Raw genomic sequence first — 19,598 nt, 5'->3', positions numbered from 1 at the left:
CAAACACTCCGCATATAGTGCCACCGGAAAGAACGTGAAAGGCACTAACTGAAAGGTGTAAATGCGAGCACCAAAACAGATAAACACCAAAACTAATGACCTTTGATGTCAAACCCGTACTAACGCCCAATTAAGGTGTGAAGCACGCTACCACGATACTCAATTTGAACACCGTAATCACTGAAACTAATTCAAACCGAAAATGCCAAGCGTGCTGAATCACTCTTAAATTGTTTGTTATGTTTTACCACAAACGCATGATTTATTTGAGAAAGAACTGCAATTTATAACTAGTTTTCTGAACTAAAACACAACGCAAGAGCCAACTTGACCACCAAATGCGACCAGCCCAAAACAAGTATGAACACTTCCCTGCCCAATGAGGCAACCCGACAAAACGCCAACAAGCGCCCTATCTTTCCAATCACAGCGCAGAACAATGGCAAATTGCCGAGACTACTGCCAAGGCAGGATGTGACTTGGCAATGAACCTCAAAGCGCCTTTAAGCCACAGAAACTTGAATCTAGCCGACTCGACCTAACAATGAAGCAACCCGCGAACTTTGGCATGTTTTACGGGCTGAGAAATTCACGAATTTAGAGCGATAGTGCCGATTTGCTGAGTCTACTCGGAACAATCTGCATGAGGGACAAAGAACAGCTAAAAGGACTTTTAAACCACTGAATTTATAGTGAAACATAACGCCGCATTAAGGGGTGAACAACGCCACCACCTAACCTAAACCATTGTGCCGTAAACACTTAAGCTAATTCAAACCAAAACTGCCAAGCGTTGTGAATCCCTCTTGAATGCTTTGTTAGTTGCCAAACCTAAAGCTTTGATTTGAAGTCGATTGCCGTTTTGCCAACACTAGTTTTATGTGCTTTGAAAAACTCAAATCAGGCGCAGTATTAAAGCGCCTGTCACTGAAACCACTTGGAACACGCAACGCCGTAGAAAACGAACTGACAACACCAAAAAGACCTTTTGGAGAAACAGTGCCACAAAGCTGACTTTCAACAAGTAAATCGGCTTCTGAAACGGCAAACCAAACTAGGAAAAGATCGAAGCTCAATTTCCGCGAACCAAGATCCCGAAGTTCGAAGTGCAGAATCAAGCAAAGCACACGAACGATTAGACCTAAACACTCTGTTTTAGCTGCGATTTTCTCGTTGGCAACTAACGCCGCATTAAGGTGTGAGCAACGCCACCACGAAACTAAAACATACCACCTTAAACACAAAACCCAACGATTAGCACCAAAACTGCCAAGCGTTGGGAATCACTCTTAAATGCTTTGTTATGTTGTTGATTTAACGCAAATGCTCGTCAACTTGTGAATGTAAAGCTCCAAAGTCTTCCAACGACATTTCTTTAGACATACAAACTTCGTAAAGACCAGGTTTAACTCGAGATAAAACTAAGTCTTTCCATTTTTTATTGAAGTAGGTAGATACCGTACTTTCTTTCCAGCCAGCTGCTTCGGCTACTTGTTGAAGCTTTATTTGGTTTCCTTCATTTTCACGAAAAAACGAATAAGCGGCGCGAACGTTGTGGTAGTTTTCTGTTGGCATTTGCTAGATCCTCTTTGCAACTAAAGCATTACTTATATATGGGATCTTTGTTCAAAAACCAACCACTCCAATGAAATTAATTGCACTTGAACAACATAACGCTGCATTAAGGTGTGAGCAGCGCTTGGCTATACTTGAGCGAAGCGAAACTGCCAAGCGTTGCGAATCACTCTTAAATGCTTTGTTAGCCCACTAAGCGATTTCCCACTCATTACGAGCTAAGTTCCAGCGATACACTTGGGCAAGAACATACTCCTTACAGCCATTGAAGGTATATGAGTATGAAACTTCTAACGATACCTCATTACCTTGACCTGCTACTTGCAGCAAATTTAGCCCCAAGTTGTTTAGTTCTTGGATTGGATCAAATGTACGCTGGCGTTGATCATAGCCAATCATTGTCATGTTCGCTCTAAACAGCTCACTTAAACTATAAGTTCGATTTGCAGCTAAGACTTTGATATCAATTGTAAGATCGTTAAACCTATTTTGAGTAACATTGCGATACTCAAGAGTAGACATTGGCTGAGCCTGCGGAGTAAAACCATTGTGCATTAGTGCGAGTAGATGTGGACGCTGCGCTTCGACATATGCATTGCTTGTAGCGATGTAAGTAAATACTACAAAGGCAGCTGAAACTAGTGCGCCCAATGTTGCAACAATAGCTATATAAGCTGAAATTTTATCTTTCTGCGAAAGCACGTCACTTGAAGCACCTTGAACGTATAAGCCTCCCCAAACAGCTAATCCAATTAAAATGACAGAGATGATGATCGGATATCTTTTCATAGTTAAACATTTGAAGTTAAGGAAAAAGCATTTTAACTATACCAATTATATTGCGCAATCTGACTGTATTCCTGTATGTGGGCTAACGCTTTCTATACTGCAAATAGCGGCTTTTCTCGCACGCTACCGCATTCTTTCCTGACAAAAGAAAAACAAATCCTAGCACTTACCTTCATGAAACAAATAGAAAAGTAGTATGAATATGTGTGTTTGAACACGCAATTAGACGGCAAAAAGCATGATAACTAGGCCAGTATTGATAAATTACAACACCTGTATAAATAAACAGCATTATGATATTATGAAAAGTCAGTTTCTGATAAGTGTAAAAGAGCATATGCTTACTCGCCATTATGCCAACAAAACTATCGAGAGTTACCTATTCTGGATAAAGCGCTTTATCGTATTCCACCAGCTTGCTCATCCATCGAAGTTATCTGAAGACGACGTTATTCGATTTCTCAGCCACCTCGCTATCGATGAAAAAGTTGCAGTCAAAACTCAAGCATTGGCGCTGAATGCTATTTCGTTTTTATATCGAGACTTTTTTAAAACCCCGCTTTCACTGGATATGAGGTTCCAAAAATCACTGACGGAAAAGAAGCTCCCTGTTGTTTTGACTCGCGATGAAGTCCGCAGGTTTGTGCAACATATCGATCCGAGATATAAGCTTCACATCCAACTCCTATACGGTTCTGGGCTTCGAATTATGGAGTGCCTTAGACTAAGAATCCAAGACATAGATTATGACTATGGTGCAGTGAGAGTCTGGCAAGGGAAAGGTGGAAAAAACCGTACGGTCACATTGGCGAAAGAGCTCCATGAGCCGCTAAAATCGCAGATGAACTTAGCAAGAAACTACTACTTCAAGGACCGGCATGTACCCGGATACGCAGGTGTTTACATCTCTGAAGGTTTACGCCGTAAATATCCGAATGCAGAATTAGATTTCAATTGGCACTTTTTGTTTCCGTCTAACAAGTTAAGTGTCGACAAAGAGACAGGGCAACTGCGAAGACATCATATAAATGAAAGCGCAATTCAAAGAGCGGTAAAGCGCTCCGCGCTCGATGCAAGCATAGAAAAAACGGTTACCTGTCACACGTTAAGACATAGCTTTGCAACGCATTTATTGGAATCTGGTGCCGATATTAGAACAGTGCAAGAGCAGCTTGGCCACACCGATGTAAAGACCACGCAAATATATACCCACGTGATTGAGAGAGGTGCAGGCGGAGTCCTAAGCCCTTTATCAAGTCTTTAAAAAAACAAAAGCCACCTGGTTGGTGGCTAGTATCATAAGCTGGTGATGAGTTAGTGACGCTCACCAAGTTTGACCATTCCTTTTGAGTCAAACCACAATGCTTGCGAGCGGCGACGACCAATAAGAATTGGACCATCATCATAGAACAAAAAGTTCTTCCAATGCTTTTTAAAAATCGACCATTTTGTTTCTATGACATTGTACTTTTCGTAACAGAAATACACGGTCACATCATCTTGCCAATCGATATGTGCATCAACTTCTTGTGGCATTTCAGGCTCATCCGATTCCCATGCAGCCATCCAATCTACAGATTCTAACCAATTTGATTCACTCATAGGCCAATCTTGTGAGCTTAGGCGGTCCATATCAGGGCTTTGCGCGCTAATGTTCTCTTTCCAAAATTGCGCAGAACGAGCTTGGCTCATCGGCTTGATAAATGCCAAATCTTCTTCTGGCACTGGCATCGACTGATGCGTAAAAATCCATTTTCTTTGGTATTCATCCAAAGGCAAATAAGACATTCAGTCTCCTTTATTACGATTTCAGCCAACCTTTCTCTGTGGCTTCTTCAATCAACTCTTTCGCTTTGTCCCACAAGGTAACAGAGCCAAATTCAATTCGTTTATTAATGGTAAGCGCCTGTTCACGCGTTACACTATTCTCTTTCCAACTTTGACCATTGTTATGGTAGTTCAAGAGCATGGGTATTAAACGATCAAGCGCTTTTGCATATTTTGCATCATCACTCTGCGCGGCTTCAAATTCTTGCCAAAGCGCTAATAATTCTTGCCCTTGATCTGTAGGTAGCATACCAAATAAGCGTTCAGCGGCTTTTATTTCTTTTTCTGCTTGCTCTTTTGAAGCGGCAGTATCATAAACAAACGTGTCGCCTGCGTCGATCTCAACAACGTCATGTATCAATAGCATTTTCATCACTCGACAGATATCGACTGGTGCATTTGCGTGCTCTTCCATTAATACTGCCATCAATGCGACGTGCCAACTGTGCTCACCGCTGTTTTCAAGACGACCTTCGGCGCTTTTCACCCGAGTACGACGCAATACGCTTTTGAGCTTATCAAGCTCAATGAGCAATGCTAACTGCTTTTCTAATCGATCCATATTAGCGCCCTTCTTGCTGCCAATGAGGGTTAGTTAATGATGTCAGCACATGATCTTGCCATTCACCATTGATCAAAAGGTAATCTTTTGCGTAACCTTCTTTGCTAAACCCGACAAACTCTAGCACGGCTTCACTGCGTTTGTTATGAGGCATATAGCCGGCTTGGATACGATGCATTTTTTGCACGTTAAACATGTAGTCGCATGCCATTTTTAACCCACGACGCATATAGCCGTGACCTTGTGCCTCTTCCGCCAAGGAATAGCCAACGTTACAGCTATAAAATGGAAAACGACTCATACTGCTGAAAGAAATCGTTCCTAGCATGCGCCCTGTATCAACATGAATTAGCAAGCAATAGTAGCCAAGCCCCATGCGATGGAGCTCGTTCAACTTAATCAGTTTTTGGAGCCAACCATTAACAGAGAAAAACGCCTCTTCTCGCTTTGGTTCAAATGGCTTCAAATAATCGCGATTAGATTGAAAATACGCCGCGATCATATCGGCATCACCGATTTCAGCGGTTCGTAGAAGCAAGTCGCCGTCCAACTTGTGAACGGCGATTGATGAACTATGATCTTCCATTACAAACGACAACTTCCATTTTCTTGATTACCCGCGTTAATTCTTACGAATCCCATAGTCACGTAACTTATTCGCAATAGACGTATGCGATACGTTCAAACGCTTCGCTAACTTACGACTTGACGGGAACGACTGGTACAAACGCTCCAACACCTGGGATTCATAATCACGCATGATCTCGTCCAAAGAACCATCAATATTAAGCGTTGCACTGCCCCCGCCAACTGACTGCGGCTGTGGCAAATTAAAATGTTCGGCTTTCAGTAGGTGACCATCCATTTCTGTTAGCGCTCGCAACACCATATTATCTAGCTGACGCATGTTACCCGGCCATTGGTAGCTGGCCAGAGCATCAACCAGACCGTCATCCAGCTCCGGCTTATCGATACCCAGCTGCTGCGCGTGTTTTGTCACGAACAAATCCAGCAAAGGTGCCACATCATTCGAGCGCTTACGCAGTGGAGGAATGCTTAGCGTGAGTACATTGAGGCGATAATACAAATCTTCACGGAACATACCCGCTTCAGAAAGCTCAGCAAGGTTATGTTTTGTCGAAGCAATAATGCGAACATCTACATGCATTTCATCTTCTGCACCAACACGACGGAAGTTACCATCTTGTAGAAAACGAAGAAGTTTGATTTGCAGATGCGCACTCATCTCACCAATTTCATCAAGAAATACCGTACCGCCATTTGCCTGTTCAAAAATACCTTTGTGGCCTTGTTCGTGATTGAATGAACCCGGCGCATGGCCAAACAGCTCGGTTTCTGCAACGTCATCTGGCATGGATGCACAGCTCAACACAAGGAATGGTTTACTCGCACGGCTTGAACGACTATGACAGGCTTTTGCGAGCATTTCTTTGCCAGTACCTGTTTCACCTTCGATTAGTAGCGGTTGATCCAGAACAGAAAGCTTCTTAGCCTGATTAATCAAGGCTTTATGTCGGTTTGATATTCCTACGAAGTGCTCAAAACCCAATGGATTATGCAACGGTAGTCTTTCTTCGATTTGCGTGCCGTGCTGGCTTGTTCGAATCGTCATCAAAGTGCTTGCAAGCGTAGAATTCTGCGCTTCGTCTCTGATATAGACAGGCATGAGCTCTAAGATGTAATCCAACCCATCAATGACTAGGTTTTCACGAGTACGAGCGTTCACTCCTTCAGACCAACGAGAGAAACGGACGCTTGGTAATAACGCACCAATCTGAGTGCCAATGACTTCTTGTTTATGCAGGCCGAGTAGCGACAAAGCAGACATGTTCGCCATATCGACAGCACCTTTGAGGTCGATTGCAAAAACCGGGTCCGGCAAATTATCAACCAACGAAAGCAGCTCAGTGTTGTGGCGCTCCATTGGCATAAATTGGATTTTACGTACGTCTTTAACCCCCGGAATACGGCGGATTTCAGCCATCAACTCACTAAAAGTATCAAAATCAATATCTGGGCAATTTAAATAGATGATGCCACTGATATCGATTTCAATACCACGTAAGTCGATGCTTTTAGACGCTAAAATATCGAGCAGTTCTCGGGTAAGACCGAGTCTATCTTCACATAAGACTTCAAGACGCACTGAAAATATCCCAATTCACAACTGTCAGGAAAAGTTGACAGTAGTTTCTATCAAGCTTGTATTGGCGTCAAGCAATCCTATCGGTCAAAGGTGATATTCGTTATGGTTTCATCGTGATTGATGCAACTTTCGCCACCACGGCCTGGCGGATAGTCCCGAGTTTGACTTGGCGATCAGGATACCAAGGAAGCGGACGCAGTAAGGCCATCGCTTTCAATCCTAAACGCGCAGTAAGAATCCCCACGCCGAGTCCCTGCCCTGCACGTGCAGAAACTTTGCCAGCAAGATCCATCGACATCAAATCCATACCGGCGTCAATGGCTAACTCACTTGCGCCTGCCGCTGCCATATTGACGAATACCGCTCTCAATAGCTTGATGCGCGAAGCATAACCTAATTCAACGCCATACACTTTGGATAAGTTATCGATCATTTTGAAGTTTCGCCACGCCACCAGCAACATATCAGCGGCGGCGAGTGGACTTACCGCAACTAGCGCAGCAGACTCAGTCGCGTGCTGAGAAACCACTTTTGTAGCGAGCTTGTCTTGTTGACTAACGACCATAGAATCGTACATATCAAGGATTTCCGCATCACTGTGTGCTGGGTTAATGCTGTTCTGCCAGCGATCAAAGCCTGGGTTCTCTGCTAATACACCACTCTGTTCCGCCACCTTTTCGCAAAACACCTTGCCTTTACCCACACTGTCACTGTGAACGAGCAGTTCGGCTTCTTCTTGAATGCTGAAATGATTTCTTAATTTACGTAGTTTCCAGAGTTCTTTACCGATGGCACCTAGCCCCAATGATGCCACAGCAGTAATGAACCCCGCCCAACCGAATGCTAGCCAGTCAGCCGTTTGCACCGCAGTGACAACTGAGTCCACAGCCTGCCACCCGACCAATCCGGCAAAAGTAGCAAACACGCCGGTTGCGAGCCATTTTCTGCCTGGCCGAGGACGAATCACATGTTCAAGTTGCAGTTCTTGTTCGGTTTCAATTCGATCTTCTTCTATCTTTACTGGTATAAAAGTTTCTTTTTCACTGAATGTCTTTTGCGCCGTTAACTCTGGTGAATCCGATTGCTGCTCTTTCTCTAGTGCTTTTTCAGAGAAAATTTGTTTCTGCTTCAATTCGCTCATTTCAATTTGTCTCCTAGCAGATAATCCAGTGCTTTATCTAGACGTATGTGTTTCATCGGTTCATCACTTGCTGACGGCATAGGACGGAAGGAAGTAAAGTCGAAACCACTGTTTTGCCAATAGGCGGCATTGGGTAGCTTCTTCGGCACCTCTCCTGGGAACATCGTCATTTCCTCACCGTTTAAGGTCGTCCCTTGTAACGCAGAAATGGTTTTGTCGCCTGAGGTAATAAACCCTGAAGTGGTCGCTTGGATGGAAGCAATGCTCATACAACTCATTTCAATGTTCTCATAAGCAGCGGTTTGCCATGCTGGGTGCACCATTTGCTGTAATAGAGAGACAAGATGCGGATGCTGATCTGGTGTCACGTGATCGGCCTTGGTGGCGGCAAATAGCACTTTGTCTATTTTTGGCGAGAACAAACGACGCAAAAAGCTACTGCGACCATAACGAAAGCTGTGCATGATCTGCTCAAGAGCCTGACGCATATCATAAAACGCCTCGTCGCCAGCATTAAGTGGCTGTAAACAATCCACCAGCACAATTTGACGGTCAAATGTTGCAAAATGGTGCTTATAAAACGCTTTCACGACTTTTTGCTGATATTCATGAAAACGCGCTTCTAACATGGCTAAGTTACTGCCTTTAGGCGCTTTGCTTTCCGATTCAAATCGACAAGGAAAGAACTGCAACACTGGTGCACCAGCAAGCTCTCCTGGTAACACAAATCGTCCTGGCTGAACCCAGTGCAGCCCAGCATCTTTACAAGCATGGAGATAATCCGTGTAAGCGTGAGCCACTTTCTCTAGCTGTTTTTCATCTGCATCCGCATTGAGCTCGATCTGTTCGAGCTCAACAAGCCATGCTTGAGCTAACTCGTTGCGTTTGCCTTTCAGGGCGTCAAACTGCGTTTGAGACCAACTCGAAAAGTCCATATCTAGCAAAGGCAAGTCCAATAACCATTCACCCGGATAGTCAATGATGTCGACATTGAGAACCGCAGTTTTACTGAGCAGCTTCTTGGTCGTTTTCTTTGGCTTGTATTTTAAAGCTAGGCGAATTTCGCTCACATCACGCGTTGGCACGGGCCATTGTGGTGGGTTCGCATGAATCTGGCTCATCGCCTCGTCGTAAGCAAAGCGAGGCACCATCATATTGGTTTGAGGTTCACGCTTTGCACCAATAAGGCGTTTGTCTCTCGCGGCGGTCAATAAAGGTAGATTGTCGTGAGTGGCGGTGTGAAGCAACTGATTAACCAAAGACGTGATAAAGGCCGTTTTACCCGCTCGGGATAACCCAGTTACCGCAATTCTTACATTAGAATCCATACCACGGCTGATAAAGTCGTTCACTTCTTGCTTTATTCTTTTCATAGTTTTTATTTATCTCACCAGTTTTTATACCCAACGCTTCCATAGAAGTAACTTGAGTATCACGAGTCTAAGTTTACCAACCTTAATCAAAGATGAACAAAATCTGCAATCTAGTGCTGACCTCGATAAGTGTAAAATATTGCTGCCTATAAACGGAAAAGCCTCTGAATCACTTCAGAGGCTTATATATTCGAACTAGAGGCTTAATGTTCTAATCTTCTTCAATCAGCTTGTAGATAACAAAGAGTGCGATTTCAAGAACAAACCAAAGCACACAAGTGATGGTGACGTATTTCTCATCAAAAATACTGATACCGTGAAGAATCAAGTCGTAGCCAACAAAGCCACCAACCACTACAGCAAGAATAATTTGTAGAATCTGAATAAAACGAGGCATGCCGTCTCCTAATTATTGTTCGCATAACGTTTGATTGCTATACCCTAAGGTTTATATCTACATTATATAGACAAAAAGTGCAGTTTTCGCTGCACTTTTGTCAAATGTTTGCTAGGTAAATCAGCACCTTGTCACATTCTCTCTACTGAGACAATGTAAGATTACCGTTTACCTTACGCTTCCATCTCTTGAATTTTTACTTTCCAAGTGTCAGGACCGATTTGGTGCGCGTTAACGCCATTTGAGTCTACAGCCACTGTTACTGGCATATCTTCAACTTCAAATTCGTAAATCGCTTCCATACCTAAATCTTCAAATGCGACAACGCGAGCTTTCTTGATCGCTTTCGCTACCAAGTACGCAGCGCCACCGACAGCCATTAGGTAAACCGCTTTGTGATTCTTAATAGATTCAACCGTTGCAGGGCCACGCTCAGCTTTACCGATCATGCCCATGATGCCGGTTTTTTCTAACATCATATCGGTGAATTTATCCATACGCGTTGATGTTGTTGGGCCAGCAGGACCAACGACCTCATCACCAACTGCATCGACAGGACCTACGTAGTAAATGAACTTACCGTTTAGATCTACGCCTTCAGGTAGACCTTCACCGTTATCTAGCATGCCTTGAATACGTTTATGCGCCGCATCACGACCAGTCAGAATTTTACCTGATAGAAGAACGGTTTCGCCTGTCTTCCACTCTTGTACTTCTTCTTTAGTGATCGTGTCTAAGTTTACGCGACGCGTATTTTCGCCCGCTTCCCAAGTAATGTCTGGCCAATCTTCTAGTTTAGGTGGCGTTAGCTCTGCTGGGCCGCTGCCATCAAGCGTGAAGTGTACGTGACGAGTCGCCGCACAGTTCGGGATCAAACAAACAGGCTTAGAAGCCGCGTGCGTTGGCGCAGTTTTGATCTTAACGTCGACAACAGTCGTCAAACCGCCAAGGCCTTGCGCGCCGATACCAAGTTTGTTCACGCGATTGAAGATATCAAGACGAAGCTCTTCTTCTGCGTTTTGTGGACCACGGTCGATAAGCTCTTGAATATCGATGTGTTCCATTAGAGATTCTTTTGCCAATACCGCTGCTTTTTCAGCCGTACCGCCAATACCAATGCCAAGCATGCCTGGTGGACACCAGCCCGCGCCCATTGTTGGTAGCGTTTTCTCTACCCACTCAGCAATATCGTCAGATGGGTTTAGCATCACCATCTTAGTTTTGTTTTCACTACCGCCGCCCTTCGCTGCGATCTGAATTTCAACTTTATCGCCCGGTACCATGTTGATGTGTACGACAGCAGGCGTGTTGTCTTTGGTATTAATACGTTTACCGGCAGGATCCATAAGTACTGACGCACGCAACGGGTTATCTGGGTTCGTATACGCTTGTCGAACACCTTCATCTACCATCTGCTGAACCGTCATATCGGTTGAGTCCCATTGCACGCCCATACCGATGTTGACGAAACACGTCACGATGCCAGTATCCTGACAAATTGGTCGGTGACCTTCTGCTGACATTCGGGAGTTAATTAGGATCTGAGCAATCGCGTCTTTCGCGGCTTGACTCTCTTCGCGGTGATAGGCTTTTTCAAGAGCTTGAACAAAGTCTAGCGGGTGGTAGTAAGAAATATACTGTAGCGCATCAGCGACACTGCTGATTACATCCTGCTTGCGTATTACCGTCATTACATGCCTCGTTATAGTTATGCTTCCATTATTGGCTTGGCTTCAATCGTGTTTGTTGAGCTTATTGCTCTTTTGAGCTTCGTTTTTTTATAAACAATTGTCGAACGGCTGATATCGACACACGAAACGCTGAAGTCGCCTACTTGTAAACCATCTCAAAACCCTATGAATAGAGGGAGTTTGGCTATACAGAGGAATATGATACTCTTGCTGCCCATGACATGCCATGCAGTGAACGATCTCTTTGTCACAAATTACACAAATGAACAACATGGACAATCAATTCATTGATTTTAAAGCGCTGGAATACGCACCAGAGTTTGCTCTTCACCTCTTTTCTCGCATTCAACACCAGCCTTGGGCGATGTTGCTGCGTTCTGCATCAGAAACGCATATCGATAGTCGCTTTGATGTGTTGGTTGCCAACCCAATTGCAACGTTAGAAACCATTGCCGACAGCACACAAGTTGAAACGCCATCGAATGCCTATTCAACTCAAGATGACCCATTCACGCTGCTTCATCAGTTGCAAGAACAGTGGCTTCCTCACGTTGAGTTAAATAAAGAATTGGATTTGCCTTTTGTCGGCGGAGCGCTCGGTTACTTCAGTTACGATTTAGGTCGACGCGTAGAAACAATGCCAGAACAGGCCGAAAAGGATCTCAACACGCCTGATATGGCGGTAGGTCTGTATGAATGGGCCGTCGTTGTTGACCACAAGCTTAAAAAAGCATGCTTAGTCGGTCAGAATATCGAGCAAGCTTGGCAATGGTTAGACAAACAAGAAGCGGAGCAAAGTGTAGACTTCGCTCTGTCCGGCGATTGGCAGTCAAACATGACGAAAGAGAGCTACGCCACTCGCTTTGACAAGGTGCAAGAATACTTGTTGAGCGGTGACTGCTATCAGATCAATTTGGCGCAACGCTTTAACGCACCGTATCAAGGCAGCGAGTGGCAAGCGTATCTGAAATTGGAGTCCGCGAACCAAGCGCCATTCTCAGCGTTTATCCGTATGCCTGAGTCTTCGATTTTGAGTATCTCTCCAGAGCGATTTTTAGAACTCAAAGATCGCGTCATTGAAACGAAACCAATCAAAGGTACTCGCCCACGCAGCGAAGATCCAAGGCAAGATACCGCTAATGCCCATGACTTGCAGACAGCGGAAAAAGATCAGGCAGAAAACCTGATGATTGTCGATTTGCTGCGTAATGACATTGGTCGAGTTGCATCACCGGGTAGCGTTCACGTGCCAAAGCTGTTTGATATTGAAAGCTTCCCTGCCGTGCATCATTTGGTGAGCACCATTCGTGCTAATTTGGACGAGCAATATTCTCCTGCAGATTTGCTACGAGCGTGCTTCCCGGGCGGTTCAATTACCGGCGCACCTAAAGTTCGCGCAATGCAGATCATTGAAGAGTTAGAGCCACATCGACGCAGCGCGTATTGCGGCAGTATTGGCTACATTTCTCGCCATGGTCGTATGGATACCAGCATCACCATCCGTACTCTCGTCGCGGAAAATCACAAACTGTACGCTTGGGCTGGCGGCGGCGTCGTTGCAGATAGCGATTGTGCCTCTGAATATCAAGAAACATTGGATAAGCTTTCAAAGATTTTGCCAGCGCTGCAATCGTAGGTTTCGACAGATGACAACGTCTCTTGAATCCTGCTGACGAAAACAAGTCAAAACGTCTCCAGTACGGAGGCGTTTTTGTGAGCGTTGTTTGTATGCCCTTTAGCCGTTAGCCGTTAAGCATCCGTTTTTTAAGAGGCAGCGTCTACTGCTCGAGCCACTTACACATAATCTGTTCAATATCGGTTGCGGTGTACGGCTTAGTGAGGATATCGTCCATGCCTGAATCAATGCACTTTTGACGTTCTTCAATCGTTGTGCCTGCTGTTAAGGCGATGATTGGACGGTCGAAGCCTTTTTGTCGCAAGTGAGCCGTTGCTTCGTAACCATCCATTTCCGGCATTCGACAATCCATAAATATCAATTCGTAATCTTTGTTTTTAACCGCTTCTAGCGCTTCCAAACCATTGGCTTTTAAATCAGGAGTAATGTCGAGCTTTTTCAGCATCTGCGTCACAATGACTTGGTTCATTCGGATATCATCCACCACCAATATCGAGCGCCCAGCTAAGTCGCTTCGTTCGACAACAGCCAACTCACCCGACGCTGCACCTTGAGCTTGCCCCTCTTTTAAAGGGATGGAAACTTTAAAGGTTGTACCTTTGCGCTCTTCACTTTCGAAACTGATCTCACCTTGCATTAAATCCACGAGGTTCTTACAAATCGCTAAGCCCAAACCTGAGCCTTCAAAACTGCGTTTTGCCGAGCGGTCAACTTGTACAAAAGGGTCAAACAACGAACTTTGCGCCGCTAACGGTATCCCAATTCCGGTATCTTCCACCTCAAAAAACGCAGTGCCGTTTACCCACTCGACTCGCAAGACCACGCCGCCCAAATGGGTAAATTTGATCGCGTTCCCAATCAGATTGACTAAGATTTGGGTGATTCGTTCTAAATCGCCAATCAGAAACTCCGGAATGCCTAACTTCTTGTCGATAGAAAAATGAATGCGCTTCTCTGCCGCTTTCGCCGCAAATACGCCCGTAATGGCTTTTTCGAGATCATCCCACGCAAAAACCTTGTCGATAATTTCCATCATGCCAGCATTCATCTTGCTGAAATCGAGCAAGTCGTTGATGATGACGCGAAGTAAATCGCCCGACTGAATCAAATTACCGAGATATTGCCGTTGATCTTCTCCCAACTGAGTTTTGCTTAACAGCTCTGCGCTGCCGAGTACGCCATTAAGTGGCGTTCTTAACTCGTGGTTAATCATCGCGACAAACTCTTTCGTCGCTTTTTCTGACTCTTCCGCTCGCTTTCTTAGCTCGACTTCACGTTCAAGGCTGAGGTGACGGCTGATCACGCCGTGAACCAAATCAGAAACCAGCTCCATTTGTTTGGAGATAAAAGCTTGCTCAATTTGTTCCAGCGACACAGAAAATATCAATTCGCCAACGACTCGCTCATCAATGATGATGGGTAAATGTAGCGCCTCATTCTGCCAATTGGGTGTTCGAGCGATAGGTTTGTCACTTTTTAGATCCAAATGCCCGAAATGATGACGACGCAAAGAAGTGAGTTGGACAGGATCAAGGTATAAATACGAAGCGGTAATGACGGAATTGGACGTCAGTTGCTCAAGAAAACTGGCAATCATTGTCTCGTCGAAAGTGCTGGAAAGGAATGTCCGTCCAAACCGAATAAGCGTGGCATCAATTTTTTCTTCAAACTCAAACTTGCGCAGATCGCTTTCCGATCGAAGTTCTAGCTTCTTTAACGCGACACTCAATTTTTGCGTCGATTCGTAGAGCTCATAACTTTTTTGCTCTAAAAGCAGTTCTGCCGCCTTTCTTGAGGCGATTTCTCGTTTGAGTTTCCTTTCTAATGAGGAGTTACCCGTCATACTCTTCTTATTGTGCCTCCAGCCAAAATCGAACTTGGCTTCCGTCTTCGGTTTGGTTTTGATGCATAATATGAATGACCTGTCCAAAGTGCGCAGCACAGCCTTTGAGCAACCCTAAACAAACATGCGCCATACACCTTGCACTGTGGTAGTCGAACACCAGTTCTGACTGTGTTTCGCTGATAAAATCGAACTTAGGCGGATTGGCGTCTGGGTAAAGTTTTTTAACTTCTACATGAATAAAGCTTTCTACATGTCGAACAAATTGAAAGGTATTGTCGCACTGCTGCAAGCTTGCATGACTGGGAATGGAGCGTAGCAGGTTCAAAAATACGCTTTCACCAAACACTTCTTGTAACTGCTCTGGGGGAATATCAGAAACTTTGCTGAGATTGACGATCAGTTTGACTAAGTCTCGGTGATCATAACTGCCGACAGAGGTATATACCCCTTCGTCATCGGAAAGTTCGAGCACTTGGTCAAGCACTTCAAGTCCAAATTTGCTTTCCACTAACTCCATGAACTCGGTAAAGATTATCCCTTTCATTGGCAAACACCAACCTCATTGCAACGCCTTAAAAATAAGAATGGTGTATAACCCTATAAGTTTCAAATCAATATGCTTCGGCAGAGTGAGACACAAAGCACAAAGCAAAAGGTTGCCTAGATGTGAAGCGATTTTCCTTTAACATTTGAGCTTCCTGTTTTATCAACAATGAGGCGGAGCGCACTCACCACTCATTTTCTCACTCAAGCACGCTCGATTCCGGAGTTTAGGGTTATTATCTTGGGTGTATAATAATGAGTAAGCACGAAAATTAGGGGTTCGATTTGGTTATCGACAAAACAAAATTGCTGCAAAACTTTCAATTTCATCTTCCGACGGGTTATCACAAGGAGTCTCTTGCCCGCCTGAATTTTATGAAAGGTAAACCGCTTCGAGACGCCGCTGTGCTGATTGGTTTTGTAGATAGACCTGAAGGCCTACAAGTGATTTTGACCAAGCGAGCCGAACATCTTCGGCATCATCCAGGGCAAATCAGCTTTCCTGGCGGTAAGTTTGAACCCGAAGATATCCATCTGGTGAATACGGCGCTTCGTGAGACTCATGAAGAGGTCGGTATAGAAGATAAACACATTCATGTGTTCGGTCAGTTGCCAAAACTGCCAACGATTAGTCAATTTAATGTGACGCCATTTTTGGCCTTTATTTCTCCGGATTATAAAACGCATATTGACCCAAATGAGGTCGAGTCGGTTTTTGAGGTACCAGCCAACCATATTTTGAACCCAAATAAGCTCTACAGCAGTAAGTTTGAGTTAAAAAGAAGCAGTCATCGTGTATTTGCTATCCCATATCGTCAACATTTCATCTGGGGCATGACGGCACAGATCATTGAGTCGATGCAAAAGCACATCATTTCCGGCTAAATCTCTCCTCTTTCATTCGATAATGATCATACGACCAATGCGATCATTATGTGCATCAATATTAATAAAACGTTACTTCATAAACATTCATTCACATTAGATTAATTTGCCATTTTCACCGCAAACGCTTGCGGTGAAATAAATTTATACAAATCGCCCTATTGATAAGTTTTTCTAATTTTACTCATTAGCAATAATCACGAGTAGCACATCATTTTCGTGATAAAAAGCAGGTTTTTGACATATCATTCAATAAGCACGAGCAATACATGATTTAGATCTAATTTTCCTAGTGTAAAATCTTGCAAAATTGCCCGCGACTTATTTCCTGTTCCCAAAATGAGTAACTCAAAAATGAATACAACTACTTCTGCGGTTTCTACCGCACAATCGTCTAGTAAGTTTACTTACAAAGACTTCACCTGGTGTCTGTCTCTGTTCGGCACGGCAGTAGGTGCAGGTGTACTTTTCCTTCCTATTAAAGCTGGTGCGGGTGGTTTTTGGCCATTAGTAATCCTAGCTCTAATCGCGGCACCAATGACTTGGTTCGCACACAAATCTCTAGCTCGCTTCGTTCTTTCAGCTAAGAACCCAGAAGCAGACATCACTGACACAGTAGAAGAACACTTCGGTAAAACTGGCGCAAACCTTATTACGTTCGCATACTTCTTCGCTATTTACCCAATCGTACTTATCTACGGTGTTGGTATCACAAACACGGTTGACTCTTTCCTAGTTAACCAAATGGGCATGGAATCGATTCCTCGCTGGCTACTTTCTGGTGCGCTTATCGCAGCAATGACAGCAGGCGTAGTATTCGGTAAAGAACTGATGCTGAAAGCAACTTCAGCAATGGTTTACCCTCTAGTGTTCATCCTATTGGCGTTGTCTTTCTACCTAATCCCTGAGTGGAACACGTCTATGATTGAAGTGGCTCCAGACTGGGCTGCAATGCCAACTATCGTTTGGTTAGCAATTCCTATCATCGTATTCTCATTCAACCACAGCCCAATCATTTCTCAGTTCTCTAAAGAGCAACGCATGCAATACGGCGACGAAGCTTACAAGAAAACAGACATGATCACTGGCGGTGCAGCGATGATGCTAATGGGCTTTGTTATGTTCTTCGTATTCTCTGTAGTACTTTCTCTATCTCCAGAGCAACTAGCATCTGCGAAAGAACAAAACATCTCTGTACTTTCTTACCTAGCGAACATCCACGAATCTCCACTGATCTCATACATGGGTCCATTGGTTGCATTCGCGGCGATCACTTCTAGCTACTTCGGTCACTTCCTAGGTGCACACGAAGGTCTAGTAGGTCTAATCAAATCTCGCTCACAATCTCCAGTAAGCAAGATCGAAAAAGGCTCTCTACTGTTCATCGTTATCACTACTTGGATTGTGGCTATCGTTAACCCAAGCATCCTAGGCATGATCGAAACAATGGGCGCGCCAATGATTGCGGCAATCCTATTCTTGATGCCTGTATTCGCGATGCAAAAAGTTCCAGCAATGGCGAAGTACAAAACTTCAGCACCTGTGCAAATTTTCACAGCAATCTGTGGTCTTGCAGCAATTACTTCTGTAATCTACGGCGCTCTTTAATCATCCCTGTTTTTTAACAGAATGATTAATCCAAAAATATAACGATAAAATTAAGCCTCCCAACTCCCCTTGGGAGGCTTTCTTCTGAGGTAATCGATATGATTAGTGTTTTTGATATCTATAAAATCGGTGTTGGTCCTTCAAGCTCACACACTGTAGGCCCAATGAAAGCGGGTAAAGAGTTTATTGATGATCTTCGTGCAATGGGAAAACTGCGCGACATCACTAAAATCACCGTTGACGTTTATGGATCACTATCACTGACAGGGAAAGGTCACCACACAGATATTGCTATCATCATGGGTCTTGCGGGCAACTCCCCTGAGAAAGTTGATATCGATTCTATTCCGGGCTTCATCGCTCGCGTAGAAGAAACTGAGCGCCTTCCTGTTGGCATGCACTGTCATACAGTATCGTTCCCACGTGAAGGTGGAATGAACTTCCACAAAACGAACCTTGAGCTGCACGAAAACGGCATGCAAATCCACGCTTGGATTGATGACGAAAAAGTGTACTCAAAAACTTACTACTCTATCGGTGGTGGCTTCATCGTTGATGAAGAGAACTTCGGTAAAGAAGCTGAGAACCCAATCAAGGTTCCTTACGAATTCACAACAGCTGAAGAGCTGGTTAACCAGTGTAAAGAAAGCGGTCTTTCTATCAGCGCGCTAGTAATGAAGAACGAACAAGCACTTCACTCAGACGAAGAAACTCGTACTTACTTCGCGAACATCTGGCGCACGATGCGCGAATGTATGGATCGCGGTATGAACGAAGAAGGCATTCTGCCTGGTCCACTACGTGTACCTCGTCGTGCTGCAGCACTTCGTCAGCAACTGCTTACTTCTGAGAAAACAACAAACGACCCAATGTCTGTTGTTGACTGGGTAAACATGTTCGCTTTCGCAGTAAACGAAGAGAATGCAGCCGGTGGCCGTGTTGTTACCGCACCGACTAACGGCGCTTGTGGCATCATCCCAGCAGTATTGGCTTATTACGACAAGTTCATCCAAACTGTGACTGAAAAAGATTACATCCGTTACTTTGCCGCTTCTGGTGCAATCGGTGGTCTTTACAAGCGCAACGCATCAATCTCTGGTGCAGAAGTTGGCTGTCAGGGTGAAGTTGGTGTGGCATGTTCTATGGCGGCGGCTGGTCTTGCAGAGCTTATGGGTGGTAGCCCAGAGCAAGTATGTATGGCTGCAGAAATCGCGATGGAGCATAACCTAGGTCTAACTTGTGATCCAGTTGCAGGTCAGGTTCAAGTTCCATGTATCGAGCGTAACGGTATCGCAGCTGTAAAAGCGATCAACTCCACTCGTATGGCACTACGTCGTTCTTCTGCTCCTACTGTATCTCTAGATAAAGTTATCGAAACAATGCTAGAGACTGGTAAAGACATGAACGCGAAATACCGCGAAACTTCTCAAGGCGGTCTAGCGATCAAAGTGATTTGCTAATCGTCTCGTTATAAAAAACATATCGATAAGCCCGAGTGAATACTCGGGCTTTTTTTATCTAAAATACGATGAGGTACGCACATGCAGACGCATTTGAA

18 protein-coding genes are annotated in these 19,598 nt (G+C 44.5%); 5 read left to right on the top strand and 13 right to left on the bottom strand.

Going from position 1 to position 19,598, the window contains the following annotated elements; genetic code table 11:
- Positions 1-818 precede the first annotated feature (818 nt).
- The 3 genes from UF05_RS24550 to UF05_RS10850 form a co-directional block, all read right to left on the bottom strand.
- A complete protein-coding gene (locus tag UF05_RS24550) occupies positions 819-1,076 on the bottom strand; it encodes a hypothetical protein (RefSeq protein WP_082064006.1) in 258 nt (85 codons plus the stop codon).
- Positions 1,077-1,314: 238 nt separating this feature from the next.
- Positions 1,315-1,575: a hypothetical protein gene (locus UF05_RS10855; protein ID WP_017420606.1), complete on the bottom strand. Its 261-nt coding sequence runs from the start codon at positions 1,573-1,575 to the stop codon at positions 1,315-1,317.
- A 192-nt stretch (positions 1,576-1,767) separates the two neighbouring features.
- On the bottom strand, positions 1,768-2,364 hold the full coding sequence (locus UF05_RS10850) for a hypothetical protein (protein WP_045545782.1): 597 nt from the start codon (positions 2,362-2,364) through the stop codon (positions 1,768-1,770).
- Positions 2,365-2,665: 301 nt separating this feature from the next.
- Here UF05_RS10850 and UF05_RS10845 point away from each other — a divergent pair, with 301 nt between their 5' ends.
- On the top strand, positions 2,666-3,628 hold the full coding sequence (locus UF05_RS10845; protein ID WP_021448851.1) for an integron integrase: 963 nt from the start codon (positions 2,666-2,668) through the stop codon (positions 3,626-3,628).
- Between the two features lie 50 nt (positions 3,629-3,678).
- Here the strand turns inward: UF05_RS10845 and UF05_RS10840 are convergent, their stop codons facing one another.
- The 8 genes from UF05_RS10840 to UF05_RS10805 form a co-directional block, all read right to left on the bottom strand.
- On the bottom strand, positions 3,679-4,152 hold the full coding sequence (locus UF05_RS10840) for a DUF2947 domain-containing protein (RefSeq protein WP_005458833.1): 474 nt from the start codon (positions 4,150-4,152) through the stop codon (positions 3,679-3,681).
- Between the two features lie 13 nt (positions 4,153-4,165).
- Positions 4,166-4,753, bottom strand: coding sequence for an HD domain-containing protein (locus tag UF05_RS10835; protein ID WP_020838800.1), 588 nt, complete (start codon positions 4,751-4,753; stop codon positions 4,166-4,168).
- A 1-nt stretch (position 4,754) separates the two neighbouring features.
- Complete coding sequence (gene rimJ / locus UF05_RS10830; RefSeq protein ID WP_005458831.1) at positions 4,755-5,339, bottom strand: ribosomal protein S5-alanine N-acetyltransferase; 585 nt, start codon at positions 5,337-5,339, stop codon at positions 4,755-4,757.
- A 36-nt stretch (positions 5,340-5,375) separates the two neighbouring features.
- Entirely contained in the window at positions 5,376-6,920 is a 1,545-nt protein-coding gene (gene tyrR, locus UF05_RS10825; protein WP_005494791.1) for a transcriptional regulator TyrR, read from the bottom strand.
- 100 nt (positions 6,921-7,020) lie between these two features.
- The gene (locus tag UF05_RS10820; RefSeq protein WP_045545781.1) at positions 7,021-8,061 is read right to left on the bottom strand and encodes a YcjF family protein; all 1,041 of its coding nucleotides are present in this window, start codon (positions 8,059-8,061) and stop codon (positions 7,021-7,023) included.
- The gene (locus UF05_RS10815) at positions 8,058-9,434 is read right to left on the bottom strand and encodes a YcjX family protein (RefSeq protein WP_045545780.1); all 1,377 of its coding nucleotides are present in this window, start codon (positions 9,432-9,434) and stop codon (positions 8,058-8,060) included. The genes UF05_RS10820 and UF05_RS10815 overlap by 4 nt, the downstream gene beginning before the upstream one ends.
- A gap of 211 nt (positions 9,435-9,645) precedes the next feature.
- Positions 9,646-9,831, bottom strand: a complete 186-nt coding sequence (locus UF05_RS10810) for a hypothetical protein (protein ID WP_005458825.1) — start codon at positions 9,829-9,831, stop codon at positions 9,646-9,648.
- 173 nt (positions 9,832-10,004) lie between these two features.
- Complete coding sequence (locus UF05_RS10805; RefSeq protein WP_005376905.1) at positions 10,005-11,522, bottom strand: fumarate hydratase; 1,518 nt, start codon at positions 11,520-11,522, stop codon at positions 10,005-10,007.
- Between the two features lie 271 nt (positions 11,523-11,793).
- Between UF05_RS10805 and pabB the strand changes: the two genes are divergently transcribed.
- Entirely contained in the window at positions 11,794-13,158 is a 1,365-nt protein-coding gene (gene pabB / locus UF05_RS10800; protein ID WP_025795029.1) for an aminodeoxychorismate synthase component I, read from the top strand.
- Positions 13,159-13,300: 142 nt separating this feature from the next.
- Here the strand turns inward: pabB and UF05_RS10795 are convergent, their stop codons facing one another.
- Positions 13,301-15,001 (bottom strand): ATP-binding protein, encoded by a 1,701-nt coding sequence (locus UF05_RS10795; protein ID WP_005458818.1) that lies wholly within the window; start codon positions 14,999-15,001, stop codon positions 13,301-13,303.
- A gap of 7 nt (positions 15,002-15,008) precedes the next feature.
- A complete protein-coding gene (locus tag UF05_RS10790) occupies positions 15,009-15,548 on the bottom strand; it encodes a heme NO-binding domain-containing protein (RefSeq protein WP_005490721.1) in 540 nt (179 codons plus the stop codon).
- A gap of 284 nt (positions 15,549-15,832) precedes the next feature.
- Here UF05_RS10790 and UF05_RS10785 point away from each other — a divergent pair, with 284 nt between their 5' ends.
- The 3 genes from UF05_RS10785 to UF05_RS10775 all read left to right on the top strand — a co-directional run bounded on the left by UF05_RS10785 (position 15,833) and on the right by UF05_RS10775 (position 19,500).
- A complete protein-coding gene (locus UF05_RS10785) occupies positions 15,833-16,432 on the top strand; it encodes a CoA pyrophosphatase (protein WP_045545779.1) in 600 nt (199 codons plus the stop codon).
- Between the two features lie 354 nt (positions 16,433-16,786).
- Positions 16,787-18,040 carry a serine transporter gene (locus UF05_RS10780; protein WP_005458812.1) on the top strand — a complete coding sequence of 418 codons (1,254 nt, stop codon included), beginning with the start codon at positions 16,787-16,789 and terminating at the stop codon, positions 18,038-18,040.
- 98 nt (positions 18,041-18,138) lie between these two features.
- Positions 18,139-19,500, top strand: coding sequence for an L-serine ammonia-lyase (locus UF05_RS10775; protein WP_005483216.1), 1,362 nt, complete (start codon positions 18,139-18,141; stop codon positions 19,498-19,500).
- Positions 19,501-19,598: the final 98 nt, after the last annotated feature.

It is taken from the genome of Vibrio sp. S457-15 (genome assembly GCF_000960545.1).
GTDB lineage: Bacteria > Pseudomonadota > Gammaproteobacteria > Enterobacterales > Vibrionaceae > Vibrio > Vibrio parahaemolyticus.
The sequence above is the reverse complement of the archived record's forward strand: the minus strand, read 5'-3'. Positions and strand labels throughout refer to the sequence as shown.